The sequence below is a fragment of the Butyrivibrio sp. AC2005 genome (genome assembly GCF_000424145.1).
Lineage (GTDB): Bacteria > Bacillota > Clostridia > Lachnospirales > Lachnospiraceae > Butyrivibrio.
Map to the genome: position 1 here is coordinate 138,078 of NZ_AUJI01000011.1, position 25,693 is coordinate 163,770.

The 25,693-nt window shown below is 41.2% G+C and carries 19 protein-coding genes; 18 read left to right on the forward strand and 1 reads right to left on the reverse strand.

Translation table 11 applies throughout. From position 1 onward, the window contains the following. Window positions 1-22: 22 nt before the first annotated feature. From G602_RS0103170 to G602_RS0103255, 18 genes are all read left to right on the forward strand, one after another. The gene (locus G602_RS0103170; protein ID WP_026657642.1) at window positions 23-934 is read left to right on the forward strand and encodes a phosphate acyltransferase; all 912 of its coding nucleotides are present in this window, start codon (window positions 23-25) and stop codon (window positions 932-934) included. A gap of 251 nt (window positions 935-1,185) precedes the next feature. Then, a complete protein-coding gene (gene buk / locus G602_RS0103175) occupies window positions 1,186-2,256 on the forward strand; it encodes a butyrate kinase (protein ID WP_026657643.1) in 1,071 nt (356 codons plus the stop codon). After that, on the forward strand, window positions 2,253-3,551 hold the full coding sequence (locus G602_RS0103180) for an MFS transporter (RefSeq protein ID WP_026657644.1): 1,299 nt from the start codon (window positions 2,253-2,255) through the stop codon (window positions 3,549-3,551). The genes buk and G602_RS0103180 overlap by 4 nt, the downstream gene beginning before the upstream one ends. Window positions 3,552-3,783: 232 nt before the next feature. After that, window positions 3,784-4,209, forward strand: a complete 426-nt coding sequence (locus tag G602_RS24955; RefSeq protein WP_049945020.1) for a hypothetical protein — start codon at window positions 3,784-3,786, stop codon at window positions 4,207-4,209. A gap of 80 nt (window positions 4,210-4,289) precedes the next feature. Further along, on the forward strand, window positions 4,290-5,231 hold the full coding sequence (locus G602_RS0103190; protein ID WP_026657646.1) for a flavodoxin family protein: 942 nt from the start codon (window positions 4,290-4,292) through the stop codon (window positions 5,229-5,231). A gap of 72 nt (window positions 5,232-5,303) precedes the next feature. After that, on the forward strand, window positions 5,304-5,777 hold the full coding sequence (locus G602_RS0103195) for a hypothetical protein (protein ID WP_026657647.1): 474 nt from the start codon (window positions 5,304-5,306) through the stop codon (window positions 5,775-5,777). 1,022 nt (window positions 5,778-6,799) lie between these two features. Further along, window positions 6,800-8,290 carry a phosphodiester glycosidase family protein gene (locus tag G602_RS31820; RefSeq protein ID WP_049945021.1) on the forward strand — a complete coding sequence of 497 codons (1,491 nt, stop codon included), beginning with the start codon at window positions 6,800-6,802 and terminating at the stop codon, window positions 8,288-8,290. Further along, window positions 8,268-8,708 carry a hypothetical protein gene (locus G602_RS0103205; RefSeq protein WP_155829672.1) on the forward strand — a complete coding sequence of 147 codons (441 nt, stop codon included), beginning with the start codon at window positions 8,268-8,270 and terminating at the stop codon, window positions 8,706-8,708. Before G602_RS31820 ends, G602_RS0103205 begins: the two co-directional genes overlap by 23 nt. A gap of 197 nt (window positions 8,709-8,905) precedes the next feature. Further along, on the forward strand, window positions 8,906-10,594 hold the full coding sequence (locus tag G602_RS0103210; protein ID WP_026657649.1) for a glycoside hydrolase family 3 protein: 1,689 nt from the start codon (window positions 8,906-8,908) through the stop codon (window positions 10,592-10,594). Window positions 10,595-10,613: 19 nt separating this feature from the next. Then, window positions 10,614-11,249: a beta-phosphoglucomutase gene (pgmB, locus tag G602_RS0103215; protein ID WP_026657650.1), complete on the forward strand. Its 636-nt coding sequence runs from the start codon at window positions 10,614-10,616 to the stop codon at window positions 11,247-11,249. Window positions 11,250-11,503: 254 nt separating this feature from the next. After that, on the forward strand, window positions 11,504-13,348 hold the full coding sequence (locus tag G602_RS0103220) for a family 43 glycosylhydrolase (protein ID WP_026657652.1): 1,845 nt from the start codon (window positions 11,504-11,506) through the stop codon (window positions 13,346-13,348). A gap of 30 nt (window positions 13,349-13,378) precedes the next feature. Next, window positions 13,379-15,157: a sensor histidine kinase gene (locus G602_RS0103225; protein ID WP_026657653.1), complete on the forward strand. Its 1,779-nt coding sequence runs from the start codon at window positions 13,379-13,381 to the stop codon at window positions 15,155-15,157. Then, the gene (locus G602_RS0103230) at window positions 15,138-15,908 is read left to right on the forward strand and encodes a response regulator transcription factor (RefSeq protein WP_026657654.1); all 771 of its coding nucleotides are present in this window, start codon (window positions 15,138-15,140) and stop codon (window positions 15,906-15,908) included. Before G602_RS0103225 ends, G602_RS0103230 begins: the two co-directional genes overlap by 20 nt. Before the next feature lie 105 nt (window positions 15,909-16,013). Then, window positions 16,014-17,594 (forward strand): ABC transporter substrate-binding protein, encoded by a 1,581-nt coding sequence (locus G602_RS0103235; protein WP_026657655.1) that lies wholly within the window; start codon window positions 16,014-16,016, stop codon window positions 17,592-17,594. Window positions 17,595-17,615: 21 nt separating this feature from the next. Continuing rightward, window positions 17,616-18,545: an ABC transporter permease gene (locus G602_RS0103240; protein ID WP_026657656.1), complete on the forward strand. Its 930-nt coding sequence runs from the start codon at window positions 17,616-17,618 to the stop codon at window positions 18,543-18,545. A gap of 11 nt (window positions 18,546-18,556) precedes the next feature. Next, window positions 18,557-19,441 carry a carbohydrate ABC transporter permease gene (locus tag G602_RS0103245; protein WP_026657658.1) on the forward strand — a complete coding sequence of 295 codons (885 nt, stop codon included), beginning with the start codon at window positions 18,557-18,559 and terminating at the stop codon, window positions 19,439-19,441. Between the two features lie 152 nt (window positions 19,442-19,593). Then, window positions 19,594-20,625 carry an alpha/beta hydrolase gene (locus G602_RS0103250; protein ID WP_026657659.1) on the forward strand — a complete coding sequence of 344 codons (1,032 nt, stop codon included), beginning with the start codon at window positions 19,594-19,596 and terminating at the stop codon, window positions 20,623-20,625. Between the two features lie 83 nt (window positions 20,626-20,708). Further along, entirely contained in the window at window positions 20,709-23,522 is a 2,814-nt protein-coding gene (locus G602_RS0103255; RefSeq protein ID WP_026657660.1) for an alpha-L-rhamnosidase, read from the forward strand. Between the two features lie 77 nt (window positions 23,523-23,599). Here G602_RS0103255 and G602_RS24965 read toward each other — a convergent pair whose 3' ends face one another. After that, window positions 23,600-25,633, reverse strand: coding sequence for a methyl-accepting chemotaxis protein (locus tag G602_RS24965; RefSeq protein ID WP_049945023.1), 2,034 nt, complete (start codon window positions 25,631-25,633; stop codon window positions 23,600-23,602). Window positions 25,634-25,693 lie beyond the last annotated feature (60 nt).

Sequence of the window (25,693 nt, forward strand, 5' to 3'; positions counted from 1 at the left end):
TTTTTAAGAAAGAAGGAACATAATGGTTTTTCATAATTTTGATGAACTCATTGCCAAGGTAAAGGGCGCGCCTGAAAAGAAGATAATGGCTGTGGCCTGCGCAAATGATGATCATACTCTTGAGGCTGTTGTTAATGCAAGACGAGAGGGAATCATCGAGCCTTTGCTGGTTGGCGATAAAAAGATAATTAAGGAAATTCTGGAAAAGCTTGGAGAGGATATCCCTGAGGAAAACATTTTTGATGTGCCTGCGGATGATCTTCAGAAAGCATGCGAGACAGCGGTTAAGCTTGTTCGCGAGGGCAGAGCTAATTTCCTTATGAAGGGTAAGGTAGATACAAAAATTATCTTAAAGGAAGTGGTTAATAAGGAATACGGACTAGGAACAGGTAAGCTTATGAGTCATTTTACAATGTTCCAGATTCCTTCCTACCACAAGCTTATTCTTCCTGTTGATGGAGGAATGGTTACATATCCTGATCTTGAGCAGAAAAAGCAGATCATTGAGAACACGGTAGAAACACTTAGAAGTATGGGGTACGACTGCCCTAAGGTTGGTGTTCTTGCCTGTGTTGAAAAGGTTAATCCTAAGATGCCTGAGTCTGTTGAGGCAGCTGAGCTTCAGAAGATGAATGAAAATGGGGAAATCAAGAACTGCATAGTGGAAGGACCTATTCAGTATGACTGCGTAATGAGAAAGGACCTTGCGGAGTTCAAGGGACTTGATTCTAAGATTGCAGGTGATCCTGATATTCTGGTTGCTCCAAACATCCATGCAGGAAACATCATGGGTAAGATGTATGCAATCAGCTGCGGTGGTAAAATGGCAGGCTTCATAGTTGGTGCCAAGTGCCCTATTGTAATGGTTTCACGTGGCTCAACAGCAGAGGAGAAGTACCTTTCAATCGTAGTCTCTGCGGCTGCAGCAAATTAAGAAATCCCCTCATCCGCCCTTCGGGCACCTGTCTTCGCTCCGCTTCGGTCCGCGCAAAGCCATCGTCCCCCGGACGATGTGCGCCCCCAAGGGGAAGGCAAAAAACATTTACATGTGCTGAAGGCAAAAAATATAGTCTTCCCCAAAGAGGTAGGCAAAAAACATTTACATGTGCTGAAGGCAAAAAAAATAAAGCCTTCCCCTTGGGGGGAAGGTGCCCGAAGGGCGGATGAGGGGAAAAGGAGAACGAAATGTCAAACGAAAAAATCCTGGTCATAAACCCGGGTTCTACATCAACAAAAATCGCCGTATATCAGGCTGAAAAACAGAAGTGGGTCGAAAGCATAAGCCATACACTTGATGGCCTTAAAGCCTACGCAACCATCTACGATCAGCTTGAAATGAGAACAAGTATTGTACAAGCCTGTCTTATCAGCCATGGTGATGACCTTAAAAGCTTTGGCGCTATCGTTGGAAGAGGCGGAGCACTTCCACCTGTAAAAACCGGTGCCTATGAAGTAAACGAGGCAATGATCGATACACTTAAGTTTCATCCCGTAGACCAACATGCCAGCAACCTCGGAGCAGGAATTGCATACAGACTTGCACAGCAGATTGGCGTTAAGGCCTACATCTACGATGCGATTACTGTTGATGAGATGACAGAGGTAAACAAAATCACAGGACTTAAGGGTGTGAGAGTTCCTGCAAAGGGACACAATCTCAACACCAGGGCAGCAGCACTTAAGCTCTGTGCAGATAAGGGAATTGACTACAACAAAGTAAACATAATTGTTGCACATCTTGGTGGAGGAATTACTGTAAATCTTCATTCTAACGGTCAGATAATCGACTTTTTCAATGATGAGATCGGAACCTTTGCACCTGAGCGAGCAGGCGGCCTTCCGACTTATGCACTTGTGGATATGTGTTATAGCGGAAAGTATACCAAGGAAGAGATGATGAAGAACCTTCAGCGAAAGGGAGGCATGATTTCCTATTTTGGAACAGCCGACATGCGCGAGGTTGAAAAAATGATAAATGAAGGTAACAGTGAGGCGGCACTTGTCTTCGAGGCTATGGCTCTTAACACCGCTAAGACAATTGCCAGAATAGCACCTTCTGTAGATGGAAAAGTAGATTACATCGTACTTACAGGAGGCCTTGCCTATTCAGATACTTTTGTTAATTCAATTAAAAAGCATGCAGGTTTCATCGGACCTATCGAGGTAATTCCCGGAGAGAATGAGATGAAGGCTCTCGCTGAAGGCGTGCTCAGAGTAATTCGCGGCGAAGAAACTGCGAGGATTTATGAACGATGAAACAGAATAATAGATGGAAATATGCTGTAGCAGGAGTAATAATACTCCTCTTTGCAGGTCTCATTTATGCATGGAGCGTACTCTCCAGCCCTATCGCAGCTGAGTTTTCAGATTGGAGTAAGGGATCCTTATCTCTGACCTTTACCATGGCCATGAGCTTTTTCTGTATAGGAGGACTTATTGCAGGGCTTCTTGCAGGAAAAGTGAAAGAGCGCTACATATTCATCGCATCGGCAGTACTCTTTCTTGCTGGTTTTATTTTGGTCAGTCTGATGCAAAGTATAGGAAGTCTTTACCTTGGCTTTGGAGTTCTTGCAGGCCTTGGAGCAGGCTTTTCCTACAACACTGTAATGGGAAGTGTGACCAAGTGGTTCCCTGATAAGAAGGGACTTATTTCAGGAATCCTGCTTATGGGCTTTGGAATCGGAGCTTTCATAATCGGTAAGGTTTATACCGCATTTCTTACTACAATCGGATGGCGTATGGAATTTAAGATAATGGGAATCATTGTCTGCGCAGTGATTGCCATTGGAGCTTTTATAATCAGAAAGCCTGCGACGGATGAGGTAGAAGAATTTACCCAAAACGCTATGGCTGATAAAGCAGATTCTTCAACAGGAAAAACTATAGCTGAGAAGAAGTCATCTATAGGAGGCAGGGCATCTGCAAATGAAATACTGAACAGACTTGTTTCAAATGATTTTACTACGATTCAGATGATATCAAAGCTTTCATTCTGGCTTTACTTTATCTGGGCAGTACTTATGAGCGCCGCTGCACTTGCGCTTATTGCCCAGGCAAGCGGAATTGTGGTAGAGAGTGCACCTGAACTCACCGCAGGAACCATAGCTACAATCGTTGGACTTATTTCCGTTTTCAACGGAATCGGAAGAGTAATTTTCGGTGGCCTTTATGATAAGCTCGGTCAGAAAAAAACAATGCTTCTGAACAATGCTTTGTACCTGATTTCTGTGCTGATCACTATGGCAGGTCTTAATACTAAGAGTCTTCCTATAGTTATTGCAGGATATATCTTTTTCGGACTTTCCTATGGTGGAGTTACACCCACAAACTCTGCGTTTATCATGGATTTCTTCGGAGTAAAAAACTATCCGGTGAATTTTTCCATAATAAATTTAAATCTGCTCCTGGCTTCTTTTGGAGGCACACTTGCAGGTGCTATCTATGACAAACAGGGAAGCTATATGAGCATATTTGTGATAATGCTTGTGGCTATAGCAGTTTCAACATTATGCACACTACTTATAAAAAAGCCTTCCGTTCAGCGAAGCTAAACAGGATAAAGCCATCCGCTTAGCGAAGCTAAACAGGATAAAGCCATCCGCTTAGCGAAGCAAAACAGGATAAAGCCATCCGCTTAGCGAAGCTAAACAGGATAAAGCCATCCGCTTAGCGAAACAAAAGAAAATAAAGCCATCCGCTTAGCGAAGCAAAAGAAAATAAAGCCTTCCCCCTTTATAAGGGGGAAGGTGTCAGCGAAGCTGACGGATGAGGGTTAATAACATCATGACAAAAGAACAATTCTTCAAATGGAACATCATAACTAACATATGTATGGCGCTCTCCATTAACACAGCAGCAACAATCCTGGCCGGCGGAGATGCACTTCAGAGCTGGGTAAGAGGGTGTTGCTGCGCATTCACTATCAATACAGTGGCTGCAATTATTATTCCCGTAGGGACTATCGGAAAATGGTTTGCAGAAAAAATATGCAAACAAAAGCCCGGAGCATTTATGGAGATGCTGGCAAGGAATTTCATAATCAATGCAATTTATGTAACTATTGTCAGCTTCTGCATGGCGATCATCGGTGTGGGGTTAGGTGAAAATCTGATTACTGCCTGGTGGTCCACCTATCCGATTTTACATGTTGTCGGACTCATCACAAGCCTTGTGATTGAGGTGCCTGTTGCGAAGATAGTTTACAGGTAGGCGTGTAACAACCAGATAAAAATGCTGACTAACAAGACAGGCATTTTAATAAAACTTTAATGGAACATAGGAGGTTTCACATGAAAATTTTAGGACTGTCCTGCGGGACAAGAAACGGTAACAATGATACAATGTGCCGCGTTGCTCTCGAGGAAGCTCAGAAACTTGGGGCAGAGATTGAATTCATCCACGTATTTGACTGGGACATCAAATACTGCTCTGGATGCGTTGCATGCTCAAGAGGCCTTGTAATGGGCAAGGGTATGATCTGCACTCAGAAGGATGACTATGCAGCACTTTTTGATAAGATGGCTGAGGCTGATGGTGTACTCATCGTTGATCCTATCTATGAGTCTGGCGGATCAGGACTCTTCCATGTACTTTGTGACAGAATGGGTCCCGGACACGACATGGGTATGCTCATGATGGCTGATGGACAGCTCAAGGAGCAGGGTAAGGAAGGCCTTGATCCCAAGTATCTTAAGAAGAAGGCTATCTCATTTGTTGGAATCGGTGGTTCTGACTGGGCTTGCCGTGTAGAGACAGACCACGCAATGCTTGCAATGAGTCCTGCCTGGAAGGTTATCGACAATGATTATTTCTCATGGTCCAAGGACGTTATCATGCAGGATGACAAGGTTGAGCGCATGAAGGAAATCGCCCGTAACCTTGTTGAAGCAGCTGCTGATATTGAGAATGCAGAGTGGAAGGGTAAGGAAGGTGCATGCCCTCACTGCCATGGTAATAACTTCTACATTTTCCCCGGAACAACAAAGTGCGTATGTGAGCTTTGCGGACTTGAGGGTACACTCGAAGTAGTTGACGGTGCTTTCAAATTCAAATTTGCTCCTGAGGATGAGCACAAGGCTCATGATACACTTTCAGGAAAGAAGCTTCACGGCGACGATATTTTCCAAAATGAGGGAAGACTTATGAACCTCTTCAAGGATCCTGAGTTCAAGGCAAGAAAAGAGCACTACACATCAGTAATCGCTCCTACACCTTCACCCTCTGTAGGTTGATGAATAACTATAGGCTGAAACAAATAATAACTGTACTGTTTATAAGACAGTATAATGTTGGGAGGAAAATAGATGGGTAAGCCAAGTTTAAAATTCTTTATTGTATTTAATTTAGTCATGAATATTCCTATGGCTCTTGGAATGTCAATTGGTGGAATGATTTTTTCAGGAAATGCAGATAAGCTGATGTCACCGGCATTACTGCTTAACACTTGCATAGGCTTTGCAGTAGCTGTTGTCATCAACATGTTTGTACCGATTCCGCTTATTGCTATGGGGTTCCCTAAGCTCTTTAAGGTTGATCCCGAAAGCGTTCCCGGGAGATTCCTTGGAAATGTACCGGTTGTATTTATATTTGTAATTATAATCGGACTTATCATGAACTTTGTGAATGTGCAGATCTTCGCAGGAGCAGCATTCCCTGCATTCCTGTTTGCTTTCATTGGAACATTTATTCCTATGTACATTCTGTGCTATGTTATCGCTATGATCTTCATTCCGATAGCCCAGGGCACAGCTGCAAAGGTTGACAGCCAGGTGGCATAATGGTATGCGCTACCTGTAACAATAATATATTGCTACGAAATACTTTTCCTATTTGAAAAAATGAAACTCAGTCATGGATTATTTCATGGCTGAGCTTTTTTATATTAAGACTAAATGATTTTTGGGTAAAGTTATAACAACAACTACCCTGTAAGCAGAAGGAATTGTTGCAATCATGGTATAGTCGTGCAACAAAATACCCTGGGAAGACTATATTTGTTGTAAATCAGGGTAGGCCTGTACAACAAGAACCCTGAAAAGAACAAGATTTGTTGCAATCAGGGTATTACCATGCAACAAAATACCCTGGGAAGACTATATTTGTTGTAAATCAGGGTAGGCCTGTACAACAAGAACCCTGAAAAGAACAAGATTTGTTGCAATCAGGGTATTACCATGCAACAAAATACCCTGGGAAGACTATATTTGTTGTAAATCAGGGTAGGCTTATAAAACAAGTACCCTGAAAAGGAAAAGAATTGTTGTAATCAGGGTATAGCCATGCAACAAAGAACCCTGAGAAGTTAAGAATTGTTGTAAATCAGGGTAGGCTTATAAAACAAGTACCCTGAAAAGGAAAAGAATTGTTGTAATCAGGGTATAGCCATGCAACAAAGTACCCTGGAGAGACTATATTTGCTGTAAATCAGGGTAGGCCTGTACAACAAGTACCCTGAAAAGGAAAAGAATTGTTGTAATCAGGGTATAACCATGCAACAAAGTACCCTGGAGAGACTATATTTGCTGTAAATCAGGGTAGGCCTGTACAACAAGTACCCTGAAAAGAATAAGATTTGTTGTAAATCAGGGTATACTAATGCAACAAAATACCCTGAGAAGATGATATTTGTTGTAAATCAGGGTAGGCCTGTACATCAAGTATCATGAAAAGATTAATATTTGTTGCAAGACATTTTTAATTATACTTAAGGTTCTCCATATATCATGATTTCATAAGCATCTTCCACAAGAATATGCTCAGCATAAATAATTAGAACAACATCCCGGGAGAATAAGAAATCATGAATCGAAAAAAATGGGTACTCATCTATGTAACTGGTCTTGCGGCATTTACGATATATATCACACTTGATACCTTTGTAATTTCAAGTGCGTACACAAAGAATGCAACTGAGATCAATACCGCGGTATTCGATAATGTAAAAAAGAAGTCCTTACAGAATGACATAAATCAAGACTCATCAAATGATACTTCTTCAAATAAAAAAGCAACAAATGTAGGTGATGATAAGACGTCTTCCACAACAGAATCAAATACCGGCACTGACTCAACAAACGAAAGAGAATCAAGCATCGTAACAGAAGATAAGTCAGCAACAAAAGATGATTCCACAACAAAAGAGGATTCCACAACAAAAGAGGATTCCACAAGAAAAGCAGACTCCACAACAGAGTCAGATACTAAACAGAAAGAAAATTTCCTATTTCACGGATCAGGGGAGCATTCACGGCCGGGGAAAGGGAAACATCGTCCAGGAGAGCATGACAATACACAGAAAACAGAAGCTTCTGAAGCGGCTGACACTTCAGAACAAAGTAGCAAGGATGATAACAATACTTCAGAACAAAGTAGCAAGGATGATAACAATACTTCAGAGCAAAGTAGCAAGGATGATAACAATACTTCAGAGCAAAGCAGCAAGGATGATGACAATACTTCAGAGCAAAGTGGCAAGGAAGATAACAATACTACAGATCAGAGCAATAAAGAAAATGGCAGCACTTCTGATAAAAGTAATGCTTTAACACAAGGCACCATCACAGAGACTTCCGAGGAACAAACCTACAGTGACGACAACATACAGATATCTCTGAAGACCTACGACTATAATGACACAAAAGTTTATGTTGCAGATATTCAGCTGTCCTCTGCGGAATATCTAAAAACAGCCTTTGCGAATGATACCTATGGAAAGAATATAACCGCAAACACCTCTGAAATTGCAGAAGAGCATGATGCGATTCTGGCGATAAACGGTGATTATTACGGAGTACAGGAATCAGGCTACGTAATCAGGAACGGAGTTGTGTACAGAGATATAGCGGATGGTGATGAAATCTTGTGCATATATGCAGATGGAACCTTTAAGACAGTCAATTCCACTGAAATTTCTGCAGATGATCTTGTGGAGCAGGGAGTATGGCAGGCATTCTCCTTCGGGCCATCGCTTATCGAGAATGGAAGTATTGCTGTTTCAACCAGGGATGAAGTAGGAAGAGCAATGGCAAGTAATCCAAGGACGGCCATAGGGCAGATATCAGACCTTCATTATGTCTTTGTGGTATCAGACGGAAGGACGGATGAAAGTGAGGGATTATCCCTCTATGAGCTTGCAAGCTTTATGGATACCCTGGGAGTAGAGACCGCCTACAACCTTGACGGTGGTGGATCATCCTCCATGGTATTTCAGGGAACTGTTATAAATAAGCCTACTTCTTCAGGCAATTCAATAAAAGAGAGAGGAGTGAGTGACATTGTATACATTGGATAATACGGCTATAGAGCCTGTGAATTCTGAAGTTATCAGGATTTCAGATATAAAGATAATAATCATCTATACGTTTGTGACAATTTTTACAGCGCTCTTTGGAGCCATATATGAACTGTTCAGCCACGAAGTATATTCTTATTATATGATATACGCCTTTGCAATTCCGCTTATTATGGGACTTACACCTTTTCTGATATGCAGATTTATTATGAAAAAAGAGCTGCCGATTGTTTCAAGCTATTGCTGGAACTGCAGCATTGCAACCCTGACAATAGGAAGTATGTTTAAGGGAGTCCTCGATATATATGGAACCACTAACAGACTAATATACGTTTACCCTGCTGCATCGATAATACTGATGATCATAGGATTAGTGGGTCTTATTAAGAATAAAGTACAGGCAGAAAAACAAAAGTAATGGACAATCCCGGATGAAAATTCGGCCTATTGGATCCATAGCTAAACTGAATCTAATACATTAAAAAATGTCGGATTGTCAATAATAAAAACTGTTCAGTAATTATTTCCTAAATAATAGAATCATAATCATGAAATTGTTTAAGCGAGGCAAAATGCATAAGCATAGCAATAATGCCGAAAGATAGGAGCATGATTATGATCAATTACAAAGACAAACCCTTTAACTTAAGCGATGAGAAAATCAAATGGGTTGAGAATACATATGAAAAAATGACGCTTGATGAAAAAATCGGACAGCTTTTCTGTCCGGTTATTTTCAGCAAGGATGAGAACGAATTAAAGGAGACCCTCGATAAATATAAGATAGGTGGACTACTTTACAGAGAAGGACCGGGCGAGGAAATATGGAAGGCTCAGAGCTTTTTACAAAAGGAGAGCAAGATACCACTCCTTATTGCTGCAAACCTCGAGTATGGCGGAAATGGTTCGGCAGTTGAAGGAACCTACTATGGCAGAGAGATGCTTGTTGGTGCTACAGGAAATGCCAGACGCGGTTATGAGCTGGGGAAGGTTAGCTGCTCAGAAGGCGCAGCTGTAGGAGATAACTGGTCCTTTGCACCTGTAGTTGATCTCGACAGAAACTACCATAATCCAATTATAAATGTCAGGGCATTTTCAGATGATGTGCAGACAGTCATCGATATGGGAAGAGGTTATCTTAAGGCAGCAGCCGAAGAGGGCGTTGCTACAGCAGTAAAGCACTTCCCGGGTGACGGAATAGACGAGAGAGACCAGCACCTTCTTACAAGTGTCAATTCACTCTCTGTTGAAGAGTGGGACGAAACCTACGGAAAAATCTACGAGGCAATGATCGATGCCGGAACACTTAGCGTGATGGCGGGACATATCGCAATGCCTGCCTATGAGGAACTCTTTGATGGAAAAGCACCTGAAAAGATTATTCCTGCTACGCTGTCTAAAAATCTTCTCGGTAAACTTCTCAGGGAAAAGCTCGGGTTTAACGGTCTTATTGTGTCTGATGCCACGCCTATGGTGGGCTTTTGCAGTGCAATGGACAGAGAACATGCTGTTCCATTTTGCATAGAAAACGGCTGCGACATGTTCCTGTTTAACAGAAACATCGATGAAGATTACGAATACATGCACAAGGGCTATGAAAAGGGCATCCTGTCCGAAGAGAGATTAGAGGAGGCCGTTAAGCGAATTCTTGCGACCAAGGCAGCTCTTAATCTTCCTGAAAAGAAGGCAAACGGTACTCTGGTTCCTGCTAAGGAAGGGCTTAACATTCTCTCATCAGAGGAGCATGTGACCTGGGCAAAGGAGTGTGCTGATGAAGGAATTACCCTTGTAAAGGATACACAGAAGCTCCTTCCCATAAAGCCTGAAAATCATAAAAGAGTTCTTCTTGAAATGATGGGAGGTTTTGAGTCTGACGAGCGCGTAACAAAATTTGTAATGGATAGACTTAAGGCTGAAGGTTTTGATGTGACACTGTATGAAAAAGAAGGCTTTGAAGTAATGACCGACTCCGTGTCAAAGCTAAAATCCAGATACGATCTAATCATCTATGTTGGGAATGTGGAAACTGCATCCAACAAAACCACAGCAAGAATGAACTGGCACACAATGTTCGGACTTGGAAATAACATGCCCTGGATGGTACATGAGCTCCCGGTTATGTTTATAAGCTTCGGTAATCCGTATCATCTTCTCGATGCACCGATGATAAAGACCTTTATCAACTGTTACTGTAATTCTGAATTCGTTATGGATGCAGCAATTGACAAGATTTTAGGCAGAAGTGAATTTAAGGGGAAATCACCTGTTGATCCTTTCTGCGGAAAAATGGATTTGAGATTTTAAAGCGGGAGGATGACATATTATGAAAGCTTTTATATTTGATCTTGACGGGGTTCTTGTTTTTACTGATAAATATCACTATCAGGGATGGAAAATGATAGCGAATAAGCTGGGAATAGACTTTGATGAAAAGAAGAATTCAAGACTTCGCGGTGTCAGCAGAATGGAATCTCTGGATATTATTCTGGAAGACAGTGTCAGAAAGTTTTCCGAAGAAGAAAAGGAAGATCTTGCTGCTGAGAAAAATGAATATTACAGGGAACTTCTGGGAACAATGACACCGGAAGACGTATCACCTGAAGTAAGGAATACACTTGCGGAACTTAGAAACAGAGGGCACAAGCTTGCGATAGGTTCTTCAAGTAAAAATACAAAGTACATCCTGGAAAGGGTGGGACTTACAGATTATTTTGACGCTATATCTGACGGAACAAATATTACAAAATCCAAGCCTGATCCGGAGGTGTTCTCAAAGGCAGCAGAATTTTTAAGTGAAAATCCCGATAACTGCGTAGTTGTTGAGGATGCTGTTGCCGGAGTTATCGCAGGTAAAAGAGCCGGCATGAGAGTTGCGGGAATAGGCGACGCAGCATCATACGAAAAGACAGACTACAAAATAAGCGGATTTGGTGAACTTCTTAATATTTCTGCAAAGTGATGGCCCTTTTGCAGGCTGTCTAAACAAGGGGGTCTGATTCATCAAGCATACTCAGATATGCAGTTGGAGGAAGGATGTGGTCAGACTGGCTACATCCTTTTTGATATTAAAAAATGTCGGATTATCAAAAATAAAAACTGTTCAGTAATTATTCCCCAAATAATAGAATCTATAAAAAGAGAGCAGGATACCGCTTCTAATCGCTGCAAATATCAAGTCTTCCTCTTGAGGGGATAATTACTAAGGAGAATAACGTGAAAAAAATACTTTGCAATCCCATAAACATAGATTACCATTACCAATTCATAAAGGACGGAATGTCTGGCGAGCAGCACATTTCCAGAGAAGCAGCTGATCCCACATTTTTATTTTATAAGGGGAAATACTATATTTTTGCATCCATGAATATGTCAGTGTGGGTATCTGATGATCTCATCAATTGGAAGAGCGTGCGTCTTCCCGACAACCTTCCGCTTCTTGACTATGCTCCGGATGTAAGAGTCATCGGAGACTATGTATATTTTAGTGCATCAAAAAGGGGAGAAATCTGCAACTTCTATCGCACCAGAGATATTGAGAACGGACCATATGAGGAGATAGAAGGAACTTTTGACTTCTGGGATCCCAATCTTTTTCAGGATGATGATGGAAGAGTTTATTTCTATTGGGGATGCTCTAATATGACACCAATCTGGGGAGTGGAGCTTGACCCTGAGACCATGAAGCCTCTTTCAGAGAGAATTGAGCTTGTTCATGGACGCCCAAAGGAACTTGGCTATGAGAGATGCGGTGAGAATCATTCAAAGAGACTTATAGAAGGTGAGGAGCTGGACAGAGTATTTGAGGGGTTTAAAAAGAATATGGGAGAAGAGGCATTTAGTAAGGCCTCTGATACAGACAAGGCTTTCTTTAGGAGTATGCTCAGCAACAATCCTTTCATTGAAGGTGCATACATGAATAAGCATGATGGAAAATATTATCTTCAGTATGCAGCGACAGGTGCTGAATATAATGTTTACAACGATGGGGTATATGTATCCGATTCACCCCTTGGACCTTTTGAGCTTGCAAAGAACAATCCCTATTCCTATCAGCCCGGAGGCTTTATGCCTGGGGCAGGACATGGCTCAACTATGGAGGATAAAAACGGTAATTTCTGGCATACATCAACCATGAGAATAAGCCTTAATGATCCCATGGAGCGAAGAGTCGGTATATGGCCTGCAGGCTTTGATAATGATGGTGAGCTGTTCTGTAATACTGGTTACGGAGACTGGCCAAGGAGCATAAATGACGGGAAAACGGATCCATGGGCTGAGCCTGAATGGTTCCTTCTTAGCAGGAATGCAAAGATGAGTGCATCATCTGTAAGTAAAGAGGATACGGTTTCACCTGTAGGTGATAACAATCCTGAGAGAGCCTGTGAAGAGGATATCAGAACCTGGTGGAGAGCAGCTAGTAACAAGCCTGGTGAATGGCTTCTCATGGATATGCGCGAAGTTAAGGACGTCAGATTTATTCAGATCAATTTCGCGGATGACAGTATTGAAGCTCTTCCGCCCGGAGAGATACCTGAAAACGGATTCGGCGCAAGACTCATTGATGAGAGAAAATATGTGACAAGATATGTGCTGGAAGGATCATCTGATGGCGAAAACTATGAGATTCTGAGCGATAAATCCAAGGCTGATACCAATCTTCCTCATGATACTTTGCTTATAGAAAATGGAAAAAGGTTACGTTTTATAAAGCTCACAATTCTGGAGCTTCCAATGAATCAAAAGGCAGCAGTATCAGGTATTCGCGTATTTGGAAAAGGTAACGGAAGGGCTCCCGGAGAGGTTACATTTACTGCTACTATTGAGAGCGAATTGGATATGAGTATAACAATGTCTTCCGAGGGCGCGGATGGTTATAACATTAAGTGGGGACATGCAGAGAATAAGCTCTATCACAGTTGCATGTACTACCCGGAGAAAGGCTCATCTAAGGGTACGAGATCTATCGGTGCACTTATAAAAGGTCAGGAGGTATACCTTCAGGTCGATGCCTTTAATGAAAACGGAATTACTCATGGTGATGTACAAAAGCTGAGATAAGAGATATTCGGCTGATTAATATGTTTAAATATGAATAAATTCAGGGAATCTATAGCATTTAGAATTATAGCAGTGGTAATACTTCTCGTATTACCACTCAACATATTGACTGTGGTATTTTTGCACAGAGTAATTGCGGACAGCGATGAGCGGATGAATATGGAAAGCCGTTCCTCGCTGTCTGTGTCGTCTTCATACTTAAAGGGACAGCTTAAGTCTGTGACAAGAAGACTCTTATATGAAAACGTTATAAATAACAATTTTTCAGAGCTTGCAGACAAAGATGGAAAGGTACCTTTAAACACTAAGGGAGAAATTGTACAGACTATAGGTAAGCTGTTTGATCAGATATTGGATGAATATGAGGTGATTGATCTTGTATATTGCCGTTTCCCTGACAGCGACATATTTATAACAAAGGGCTCTCCCGGGGCTTCCAGAGAGGAATACAAAAAAGCAATTGAAGATACCACAACTGATGTAAGCAGTAAATACGGAACAGTCTGGAAGATAATTGAGATGGAAAATACGCCATATCTCATAAGCCTGACAAGATGGAAGGACAGGGAGTTTGGCTGCATGCTCAATCTGAGAAAGACAGGAGACCACATAGTGAATTATGGTGGAGCCGAGGATAAGTATTTCTTTTTCACTGATTCCGAAATGAATATGACCCCGGTATCAAATATAGAGGCGCTCAATTCAATTTTCATATCTGTTGATGAAAAGGATGGTCATGATGAGCTGACACGTGATGGCAGTATAAATGGTGAGAAATACAGATTTTATGGAGAAAATCTTGAAGGATACGGGATAATGATGATACAGGCTGTTCCAAGGAGCGGAATTATAGCCGGATTATCAAAGGAATCCATTATACTGATTTTTATTGCAATAGTATTAACTGCAATGGCTATTCCGATTATGCTTTTGATGCTAAGACGCCTTTTGTTTGTACCTGTTTCGAAAATAAATCTTGGCATGAGGCGCATTGAAAATGGCGAAATAGATTATCGTCTTGATGAAAAAATGGGAAGTGCAGAGTTATCCGGCATCAGTCACAGCTTTAATGAAATGATGGATGAGCTGGAAAATCTTAAAATCGATGTGTACGAGAAGGAGCTTGAAAGAAAGGACATTACCACAAGGTATCTTGCAAAACAGATACAACCACATTTTATACTTAATGCTCTCAACATACTCTATAGCTATGAGCCTGAAGAGTATGAGCTTTCAAGAAAAATGATCTTAAGTATTTCGAAGTATTTCAGATATGTTGTATATGTAAAAAACAGATTTGTCACACTCTCTCAGGAGATGGATTTTGTAAAGAATTATCTGGATATACAACATATAAGATATCCTGATCAGTTTTTCTCGATTGTCGAATATGAGGAAGAACTTGCGGATTATCTCATGCCTCCTCTTATAGTGCAATCGCTTACAGAGAATGCCATTAAACATTCATTGAAAATCGGCAACCGCATAAATATTTTTGTTATAACTGACCATATTACTGATTGTGGAACGGATAAGATAAGGATCAGGATCTATGACACTGGAGAAGGAATCACGGATGAAATACTTGAGGAAATCCGAATATTCCAAAGAACCGGGGAACCTCAGGAGCATCTGGGAGTAGGTATACAGAATACTATCGAAAGGCTGAAGGTTTTGTACTCTGATATGACAACTATAAAATTCGAAAGAGATAATGCCTCAGGCGGAACTAATATAGATATTCTCTTGCCAATGATAAAAGAAAATAGCGGATCAGGAGACTATGCACATGAAACTGCTTCTTGTTGACGATGAGATAGTTGCTCTTAATGCACTAAAGCGAAGAGTAGACTGGATAAAATATGGTTTTTCCGATGTATATACTGCAATGGATGCAGATAATGCAAGAAAAATGCTTGATGAGAATACAATAGACCTTGTTTTATGCGATATCGAGATGCCTGGGGACAGTGGGCTCATACTGTCAGCAGAGATTAGAGATAACTATGAAAACACAGAGGTTATAATGGTAACCTGTCACTCGGATTTTGATTCAATGAAAAGCTCGATGCAGAATAGGGTAAGAGACTATCTTCTTAAACCAATAGATTATGATGAACTTGATTTGATGTTGAAAAAGTACATTGAAGATAAGGAAAAGAGAGAAACTAAGGATAAAATCGATAGAATTGTCAGGATAGCGGAAGAAAAAGACACTGATGAAATAACAGACAAGGATCCCATTGAGAAGGCAGAAGAATATATTGAGAAGCATTTGTCAGAAAAGATATACGTTGAGAATTTGGCTAAGATTGCATATATGAATGAACAGTATTTTATGCGTGTTTTTAAAAAGCGGACACAGAAGAGTGTTACTGAGTATATTACTGATAAGAGAATGCAGCTTGCAGCGCAGCTTTTAAGGGACACCGATAAATCCATAAGCTTTATTGCGGATGCTGTAGGGATCACGGATGATGCGTATTTTTCAAGAAGCTTTAAGAAACATTCGGGGATTTCTCCAACAGAGTATAGGAACAGATTTTCCGGAAAGTCATAATTGTACAAATTATAGGCTATAATAATACAAATCGGAAAACGGTCTTATTGCTATCATTTTTTATAGCAAAAGACCGTTTTTAGATTATTGGGAGGATAAAACAAAATGAAAAACAAATTATTGAGTGTCTTACTTGCATGTTCACTGACAGTAACTATGATTGCAGGTTGTGGAAGTACAGGAACAGAATCAAAAGATAGTAATGAAACTTCTACAGATAGCACTTCTGCTGAAGGCGCTGACGAGGATGTTGCTGAGGTTGCACCTGCAGAAATAGATATGGATGAAGAACCATATGAGGTAGCTATTCAGCTTGTTACACTTCCGGGTACCGATTATTCAGCATATGAAGCTGAGATGGAAGAGAAAATAAATGAGATTACAGTTCCTGCTATAAACGCAAAGCTGGATATCCAGTTTGTATGGATTAACGAGATTGCCAATAAAACAAGTCTTGCTGTTGCAGGAAATGAGAAACTTGATCTGGTTCATGTTGCTACAGTAAGTCCGCTTTCATCAATGGTCGGTGCTGACATGCTTTATGACATGAATGAGGATGATCTTCTTAAGACTCATGGACAGACTTTGGTTTCTCTTTTTAGCGACATTCTTGAAGCAGGTGAGGTTGACGGACAACAGCTTGCGGTTCCTGCAAAGCTCTATAATGCTGTTGCAAAGGGACTTGATTTTAACAAGACGGCAGCAGAGAACGAAGGTGTTGATATTCCTGCAACCGGAAATCTTGAAGATCTTGATAGAGCTCTCACAGATCTCAAAAACTCCGGTAGTGACATAATCGGATGGTATGCAGGAGAGGGAACTAATAACTATTTATACTGGTTAGAAGGATATGAAAGCTTCGGTACAAATGCATCCTATGGTGCGGTGCTTGATTCAGACAAGGATACAACGGTAGTGAATCTCTATGATACAGAAGATTTCCTTGACTATGCCCTTCTTACTTACAAGTGGAGACAGGAGGGAATCATTCGGAAGGATTCTACTGATAATACAAGCGCTCAGGATTACTTTAATGCACAGCAGATATTTTGCTACCCCGGAGATATTACTCCTCAGCTTAATGCAAACTACTCTGCAACAGCAAAGAATAATGGATTTGAACTTGGAACAATGCAGATGGTAGAACCCAAGATTACAAATGCTTCTGTGACAGAGTATATGTGGGGAATTGCTGTCAATTCAGAGCGACCTGACAAGGCAATGGATATGCTTAACTTTATTTATGAGAATGCTGATGTTGCCAATATTCTGATGTATGGTCTTGAGGGAACAAACTATGAGTTTGTTGAAGGTTCAGATAAGGTAATCGAAACTAACGGTTCATATATTGCATCTTTTGTACAGATCGGAAATCCCGAGAATATGCTTATTCAGTCACCTGCAGGAGAAGACTATTACGAACAGTGGGAGGCGTTTTCTGCCAAGGCAACAACATCACCTATTGTAGGTTATATGTTCAGTGATGCGGATTACCAGACTGAATCAGCAGCTATTACCAATGTTATAAATCAGTACATGCCTACACTTATGAATGGCTCATGTGAGAGTGAGGATGCCACAAAGGCATATGTTGAGGAATTTGTTTCAGCTCTTGAAGCAGCAGGAATGAATGATGTAATAGCAGGAAACCAGGAACAGCTTGATGCATATCTTGCCAGGCAATAATACAGTTTGGGAGCATTAAAAATGGGAACAAAAAAGCAAAAGATAAACTGGAAGCATTGGATGCCTTTCTATCTGATGTTTCTTCCCGGGGCTGCGTACTTACTGATAAATAATTATATTCCGCTGTACGGGCTTCAGCTCGCTTTCAAGTCCTTCAGCTATAAAAAAGGTATTGGCGGCAGTAAGTGGATAGGATTTAAAAACTTTAAGTTTTTGTTTTCTACAAGTGATGCATTTATCATGATTCGAAATACTCTGCTTTATAATATCCTGTGGATTTTTATTGGCATGATTTTCGGAATCACAGTGGCGATTCTGTTTAATGAAGTAAAAAATGCAGTTGCTAAAAAGATATATCAGACAGCAATTCTTCTGCCTTATCTTATGTCCATGGTAGTTGTGGCTTATCTTGTATATGCATATCTTGCAGGAGATACAGGACTTGTAAACAACGCTATTGTAAAGGGAATTTTCGGAAAAAGCGATGGTGTACAGTGGTATGGGGATCAAAAATACTGGCCCTTTATTCTGACCTTTGTACAGCAGTGGAAGCAGATTGGCTTTGGTATGCTTCTATACCTTGCCAGCCTTTTGGGAATAGATAATTCATACTATGAAGCTGCGATGCTTGACGGAGCAACAAAATGGCAACAGATAAAGCTTATAACACTGCCATTATTAAAGCCGACAATAATTATGCTGGTGATTCTGAACCTTGGACAGATTTTCAGATCTGACTTTGGTCTGTTCTATCAGGTTCCGATGAACCAGGGAGCTCTGTTTGGCACTACACAGACTATAGACACGTATGTATACAGAGCACTTCTTGAAAATAATAATGTTGGAATGTCGGCAGCAGCAAGCTTTCTGCAGTCAATAGTAGGATTTATTTTTATAATCACAGCCAATGCTATTGTAAGAAGACTTGATGAAAACAGTTCACTTTTCTAAGGGAGGAAGTTATGGTATCAAAAGATCAAAAAAGGTGGAATATTGCAGCTAATATCGTCATGACTATCATGACAGCACTGGCCATTCTTCCTTTCATACTGCTTATTATAGCTTCGTTTACTGAAGAGAATACGGCATTAAAATACGGATACAGTTATTTTCCGAAGGCTTTTTCACTTGATGCGTATGCGTATATATTACAAAATGCTTCGACCTTTGTAAGAGCTTACGGAATGACTATTGTTGTAACTGCGTTGGGAACGGCTGCTTCGATAGTACTAACAGCACTTACAGCCTATGTGCTTTCAAAGAAGGGGCTGCCTGGTGGAAAAATACTCACATTGATTGTAGTATTTACCATGCTTTTTAATGGTGGACTGGTAGCAACATATATCAGCTATGTTACGATATTTCATATCAAGAATACGCTATTTGCACTCGTATGTCCTTCTCTTTTAATGAATGCATTTAGCATTATGCTGGTAAGAAATTACTTTGCAAACAGTATTCCTGAGGAAATATATGAGTCGGCCAGAATAGACGGGGCATCTGAGCTAACGATTTTTTTTAAGCTTGTGCTGCCTCTCTCTGTTCCGATTCTTGCAACCGTGGGACTTATGGCAGGCATTGCATATTGGAATGACTGGCAGAATGCGCTTTATTACGTCGATGATAAAAAACTCTATACAATTCAGGCAATCCTGAATTCAATAAATGATTCGATATCGGCACTTACTTCTCTTGGAGGCTCTGCGGGAGTAACTGTGGCAGATCTTCCTTCAACAACTATCAGAATGGCAGTTGCAGTTGTCGGAATACTACCGGTGCTTGTAGTATATCCCTTTTTCCAAAAATATTTTGCCGCCGGTTTGATGGCCGGTTCTGTAAAAGGATAAGTCCTGTGAAAAGCCTCGCGTTTTGTGGGGCTTTTTTTAAAATGGCAAATTGGTATTAAAAAATGTCGGACTTAAAAAAAATAAAGATGTGTATTATATGTGCTTCAAATAATAAAATAGAAACATAATGGATAATATCAGAGAGGTGGAAAATGAGATTTAGTCCTGAAAAAGAGAAAGAAATAATTAAAATCTGGGGTGAAAAAATACCGGGAAATACCGGAGAGTCCAAGCATGACAGAATGAACTGGGATGATTCACTCTCTCCCGAGGATATGTTTGTTAAATATCCGGGAATATGGGATAAAACCACAGATAAAATTGGCGATATGCGTGGCAACGATACCATGGTATATCGTGAAGAAATAAAGGATGGTTATGCGAATGAAACATATGTTGATGAGCCTTTCATTGTTCCATATCTTGTACCCGGAAGTAAGAAATGCGTGATTTCCTGTCCGGGAGGTGCATATCTTACCAAGAGTATTGATAGCGAGGGAGCAGATATAGCCGAGTTTTTAAATGCAGCAGGAATAAGCTGTTTTGTTCTCTGGTACAGATCATATCCATACAAGGCTCCTTACATGTTTCTTGATCTTCAGCGTGCAATCAGATATGTAAGATTCCATGCAGATGAATATGGGATTGATCCTGACAAGATAGCTACAGTAGGCTTTTCAGCAGGAGGAAATCTTGTTGGTGTTCAGGCAGTTATCACTCAGGATAATCCTGTGAATGTTGAAGGATATGTAAGTGATGAGATAGATAAAGTAGATGGAAAACCAAATGCTGCAGGTCTTATCTATCCTGCTGTTACTGTTGCAGATGACAAGATTCAGGTTGTTATGGCGGATGTGGAAACCTACAATGATTCCGAAAAACGAGCTGCCTTCGCTGCCAAATACGAATTAAAGGATCATGTTAATGAGGATGTATGCCCAATATTTATGTGTAACGCAGCTGATGATGATGTGATTGATGCATACCATATGGTGGATTTTGCAAGGGCGCTCAGGGATAAGAAAATTCCTCACGAGCTTCATGTTTTCCCCTATGGAGGGCATGGCTTTGGTGGCTGTAAGCCGAATGATACAATATATTATCCCGGCTTTGTACCTCCGGATCTTACAGCCGTTTCACAGTGGAAAGATCTGTTTGTAACCTGGCTTAATAAAGTGCTGTGATTTGCGAGATATTTCTCCTTGCAGCAAGGTGACAGTGAAGCGGTCGTATTAGGAAGATGGCATAGAAATAGTAAGAGGTATTTATGAAAATAACAAGAGCAAAACTTAACGGAATAATTAACCCAATCGGATATGATTTTAAAAATCTTATAGCATCCTGGAATGTGGAAGAGACAGATGCGAAGACATTAAAAAATGGCGTGCTGGAGGTGGCTGCAGACAGGGACTTTACTGAGATTCTCTACAGAAAAGAATCTGCTGACCTGGATCAGACAGGTGAAGTTATCAATGGTGATAAGGTAAATGTTGAGCTTAAGCCCCGCACCGTATATTTCTGGCGCGTAACGATTACAGGCGACAACGGAGATACTGCAGTCTCAGATGTGCAATACTTTGAGACTGGAAAGATGGACGAAGCCTGGACAGGAAAATGGATTGCAGCAGAGGATGGTGCTAAATATCATCCGATTTTCAGAAAAGACATTGAGCTTAGGGAAAAGCCTGTGAAGGCCAGACTTTATGCGAGTTGCCTTGGTGTATTTGAGGCATATCTTGATGGTGAGAAAATCGGAGATGAGGTTCTGACTCCTTACATCAATGATTATGAAACAGGAATGCAGATTATTGCATTTGATGTGACAGACAAAATAGGTGAAAAAAGTCAGCTCGATATCCAGGTCGCTAAGGGCTGGTATATGAGTAACTTCGGTCTTGAGGGCGGCCATAATTTCGGTGACAGAATGGAGGCCATTGCTGAGCTCCATGTGGACTTTGCTGATGGAAGCCATGAAGTAATCGGAACTGACAATACCTGGAAGGTACTGAAAAATGATGTTATCGAATCCGGAATTTATTACGGAGAAGATCTGGATAGAACAGCAGGAACACCTGAAATCGGTAATGCTGTCGAAGTAAAGGCAGAGAGAGCACTTCTTGACAGATACAGTATTCCGGTAATTGTAAAAGAGATACTTCCCGCAAAAGAAATAATCCATACTCCTGCAGGTGAAACTGTAGTTGATTTTGGACAGAATCATGCAGGCGTAATGGAGTTTGATGCTGATTTTCCTGCAGGTACAAAGATAATAATTTCCTGCGGAGAGATACTTCAGAAGGGCAATTTCTTCAACAAGAATTACCGCGAAGCAAGATCTCAGTTCACTTATATATCTGATGGAAGGAAAGAGACAGTACATCCCAGGTTCACTTTTTTCGGATACCGCTATCTGAAAATTGAAGGTTGGCCGGAGGAGACCGTACTTACAACTGACAAGATAAGATCCCGTGTACTGTATTCAGATATGGAACGCACAGGTTATATTGAGACCAGTAACGAAAAAATCAACAGGCTCTATGAGAACTGCATCTGGGGACAAAAATCCAACTTCCTTGACATGCCCACAGACTGTCCACAGAGAAATGAGAGACTTGGCTGGACAGGTGATGCGCAGGTATTTTCTCAGACAGCCAGCTACAACATGGATACCCGTGCCTTCTACAGGAAGTTCCTTCGCGATCTTGCACTTGATGCAAAGCGTCACGAGGGAGGCGTTGCAAGCTTCCTGCCCAATACAGCCAATAACCTTGCGGGAGTTGGAAGCATCTGGGCAGATGTAAGCACAATAGTTCCCAATGTACTTTATAATACCTTCGGTTCTCTGGAGAATACCAAAGAACACTATGAAATGATGAAGGGCTGGGTAGAGTACATGCATCGAAATGATGCAGAGCATGGCGACAAGGGGTTCTTCATTTTGCCTTTCCAATTTGGCGACTGGCTTGGTCTTGATGGAATAACTGAGCAGAGCTTCAAGGGAGGGACCAATGACGACTACCTTGCTGCAATCTATTACTATCGCTCAACAGTCATAACAGCACAGATGGCAGAGAGGCTTGGACTCAAAGAGGATAAGAAAAAATATGATGCCCTTGCAGAAAAGGTAAAGAGCGCAATTCTTGATGAGTACTTCTCAAAGACAGGACGTCTTGCCTGTGATACTCAGGCAGCATATATTGTTGCACTTGCCTTCGATGTATATGTGGACAGGGATAAGCTCATAGAGCAGTTCATTGACAGACTTAATAAGGACTGTTACCAGATAAAATGCGGTTTTGTGGGAGCACCTCTTCTTTGTACCACTCTTGCAAAAATCGGAAGAATGGATCTGGCATATCATTTCCTGTTTAATGAAGGGTTCCCAAGCTGGCTCTACTGCGTAAATCTTGGAGCTACCACAATCTGGGAGAGATGGAATTCGGTTATGCCTGATGGAACAATATGTGATGAGGGAATGAACTCCCTTAACCACTATTCCTACGGAACGGTCGTGCAGTTTATGTATGAGTACATAGGAGGACTTCGTCCCGCCACTGAAGGCTTTAAGAGTGCAATAATTGCACCGCAGCCTTCCATGAAATTCAGACATTTTAATTCATCTATGGTAACTGCAGCAGGAAAATATGTATCCAATTGGAAAATCGGGGAGGACGGAATATTTACATTAAATATTGAAGTGCCGTTTAACGGAAGTGCTAAAGTAACTCTTCCCAGATTTAGTAGAAGAAAGCTTGCAGTTACAGGTTTTGATGCAGAAACTATTGATGAAAGTGGAGCAGTGGTACTTCCAGCAGGAAAGTATGAAATCAGCTACGTGCCTTCAAGAGATTATCGATGCGTGTACGGACCTGAAACCAGGCTCTCCGAGCTTGAGAAGGACGAAGAAGTGATGGCACTTCTTGAGAAGGAGCTTCCCCCTGCCTACGGAATAATCCGTAAGCATGATAAGGAAAACGGCAATCATACCTTGGGCGAGCTGCCATTCCTGTTCTTTATGGGCTTTACACCTGAAAAGGTAGGCCCTGTTAATGAAAAGATATTCAATTTTAAGAGATGGTAAAACTATAGTATAAAGTGCCTCGTCACCCTTAAAAGTATTCTGGTAACGAGGCACTTTTATGTTAAATAGGATATAAATTATACTTTGAATACATTTATAAGGTTTTCTATTTCTTCTGAAGAATCACTTACAGCGGTAGCACTGTGATCAACACCTTTAGAATTCTCTGCAACCATCTCAGCGCTGGATGTGAGGTGTGTTGCGGTAGCACTTACTTCCTGAGTACTTGCTGACTGTTCCTCTGAAATGGCTGCCATAGAGGTTGCAATTTCATCTACACTGCCGACTTTGGATATCATTTCTCCAACAATATCGCTGGTTTCGTCAAGACTCTTGAAGATTTCTTCAAAGGTAGCGCCTGCAGTATCAACAGCATCCATGTTAGAGCGAATCTCATCCATGTTGGATTGAGATTTGCGTGAAAGCTCCTCAATCTGAATAGTGATATCCTTTATGATGGAAGATATCTGTTGGGTTGAATCAGCAGAGTTCTGCGCAAGCTGTCCAATTTCCTGTGCAACAACGGCAAAACCTTTTCCGGCTTCACCTGCTCTTGCAGCTTCAATGGATGCATTAAGTGACAGGAGATTAGTCTGGCTGGAGATGGAATTGATCATATCTACGATTGAGTTAATCTTCTGGGCGGACTCTCCAACTACCGAAACAACCTCGTTCATATCTGACATTGATTGTGATATTCCTGTCATACCATTCTGGACAATTTCCATGTCTCGCTGTCCGTCTTTTGCCTTAGTAACAAGAGAATCCATGACATCTCTTGTCCGCTGGCTCTTGTCTGTGAGGTCTGATACCTCCTGGGCAAGGGTTGTTGCCTGATTGGCAAGTTCTGTCACAGCGTCTGCCATATCATCCATAGCACCCTGTATCTGTTGCATGGCCTTTGACTGTTCATCGGCCTGGTAATTCAGGTCGCTTGATGCACTCTTTGAATTATTTGCTTCTCCTGAGAGTTTTTCAGTTACATCTTTCATCTTTATCAGGGTATCACGCATCTGAGCAACATAATCAGCCATATTGTTGTTCATAAGGCCTATTTCATTTTCGCCTCCGCGTGTGCCTTTAGCTATCTCTACAGTGAAGTCACCCTGGGATATACGTGTGATATTATCTGTAAGTCTGCTGACAGGTTTTGCAATCATTGCGTTAAGTACGAAGAGCATAACAACGCTGCCGGAAAGTATTATTATTACCCCAATTACAGCAATGATGATAATAAATTTGTTTAATTCAGCCAGTACATCGCTCTCTTTTACGAAGGATGCCAGGTACCAGTTTGTACCGCTTACCGCATCAATAGAAACGTAGTAATCAGCACCATCAGTTCCGTGAAGAACGAATACATCACTTCTTCCGCCGGAGGTTGTTATCTTGGAAATCTCCTGAATAAAGTTATCATTAGGATATTCTGAAACATCCTTACCTATCTGATCTGTTGCGGGTGATGCAACTATTATGGTTCCATCAAACATCATTGTTGAACCTGTTCCAAGTGGCTTATAGGCACTGGCAGTTTTGGAAATTCCGGATAATACGATATCTGTGGAGAGGACACCGGATCTTCCGTCAGTCAGTGTCACACCGCGAGACCCACAGACAACCATTTGCCCTGTTGTCAGATCTACCGAAGGATCTCCGAGTACTATGCTGGACTTTCCCTGTCCGTTCTGGTACCAGGCTCTGGTTGTCGGATCATAGCCTTCGTCAGGAACCCAACCGCCGCCATCATAGAAGTAATCTTTACCAAAGGCAAGGTATACATCGCTGACTACTCCGGGATAGGCTTTCATTCCGGGTTCCAAGGATTTTAAGATTGCAGCATCATCTGCGTAGTCTGAAACCTGAAGTGTATCGGCATACGCATTGTAATAGGAAACAATACCCTCCATCATTCCGGAGATGTCGGACGCATTTTTTCTTGCTTCCTGCTGTAGTCCGTTCTTCGCGCTATCAATAATGATATTTCTTGCATTAAAAGCCAGAAAAATAGTAACAAATGCAATTGCAGATATTACCATAGGCAGCAGGATTGCAAGTAGTTGCCCGGTAATATGCTTGCTCATTACTTTAGTGCCGTTTTCGTTATTCGCCATAGTATAATCCTCCATTGCAGATTGTAGTAACATGATTATATTTTAAGCGATATAGCGTAA

Coding starts and splice junctions, on each gene's coding strand:
- G602_RS0103250 (WP_026657659.1), top strand. CDS start 19,594: ATGAGATTTAGTCCTGAAAAAGAGAAAGAAATAATTAAAATCTGGGGT.
- buk (WP_026657643.1), top strand. CDS start 1,186: ATGTCAAACGAAAAAATCCTGGTCATAAACCCGGGTTCTACATCAACA.
- pgmB (WP_026657650.1), top strand. CDS start 10,614: ATGAAAGCTTTTATATTTGATCTTGACGGGGTTCTTGTTTTTACTGAT.
- G602_RS0103255 (WP_026657660.1), top strand. CDS start 20,709: ATGAAAATAACAAGAGCAAAACTTAACGGAATAATTAACCCAATCGGA.
- G602_RS0103235 (WP_026657655.1), top strand. CDS start 16,014: ATGAAAAACAAATTATTGAGTGTCTTACTTGCATGTTCACTGACAGTA.
- G602_RS0103195 (WP_026657647.1), top strand. CDS start 5,304: ATGGGTAAGCCAAGTTTAAAATTCTTTATTGTATTTAATTTAGTCATG.
- G602_RS0103170 (WP_026657642.1), top strand. CDS start 23: ATGGTTTTTCATAATTTTGATGAACTCATTGCCAAGGTAAAGGGCGCG.
- G602_RS0103225 (WP_026657653.1), top strand. CDS start 13,379: ATGAATAAATTCAGGGAATCTATAGCATTTAGAATTATAGCAGTGGTA.
- G602_RS0103190 (WP_026657646.1), top strand. CDS start 4,290: ATGAAAATTTTAGGACTGTCCTGCGGGACAAGAAACGGTAACAATGAT.
- G602_RS0103230 (WP_026657654.1), top strand. CDS start 15,138: ATGAAACTGCTTCTTGTTGACGATGAGATAGTTGCTCTTAATGCACTA.
- G602_RS0103180 (WP_026657644.1), top strand. CDS start 2,253: ATGAAACAGAATAATAGATGGAAATATGCTGTAGCAGGAGTAATAATA.
- G602_RS0103210 (WP_026657649.1), top strand. CDS start 8,906: ATGATCAATTACAAAGACAAACCCTTTAACTTAAGCGATGAGAAAATC.
- G602_RS24955 (WP_049945020.1), top strand. CDS start 3,784: ATGACAAAAGAACAATTCTTCAAATGGAACATCATAACTAACATATGT.
- G602_RS0103240 (WP_026657656.1), top strand. CDS start 17,616: ATGGGAACAAAAAAGCAAAAGATAAACTGGAAGCATTGGATGCCTTTC.
- G602_RS24965 (WP_049945023.1), bottom strand. CDS start 25,633: ATGGCGAATAACGAAAACGGCACTAAAGTAATGAGCAAGCATATTACC.
- G602_RS0103245 (WP_026657658.1), top strand. CDS start 18,557: ATGGTATCAAAAGATCAAAAAAGGTGGAATATTGCAGCTAATATCGTC.
- G602_RS31820 (WP_049945021.1), top strand. CDS start 6,800: ATGAATCGAAAAAAATGGGTACTCATCTATGTAACTGGTCTTGCGGCA.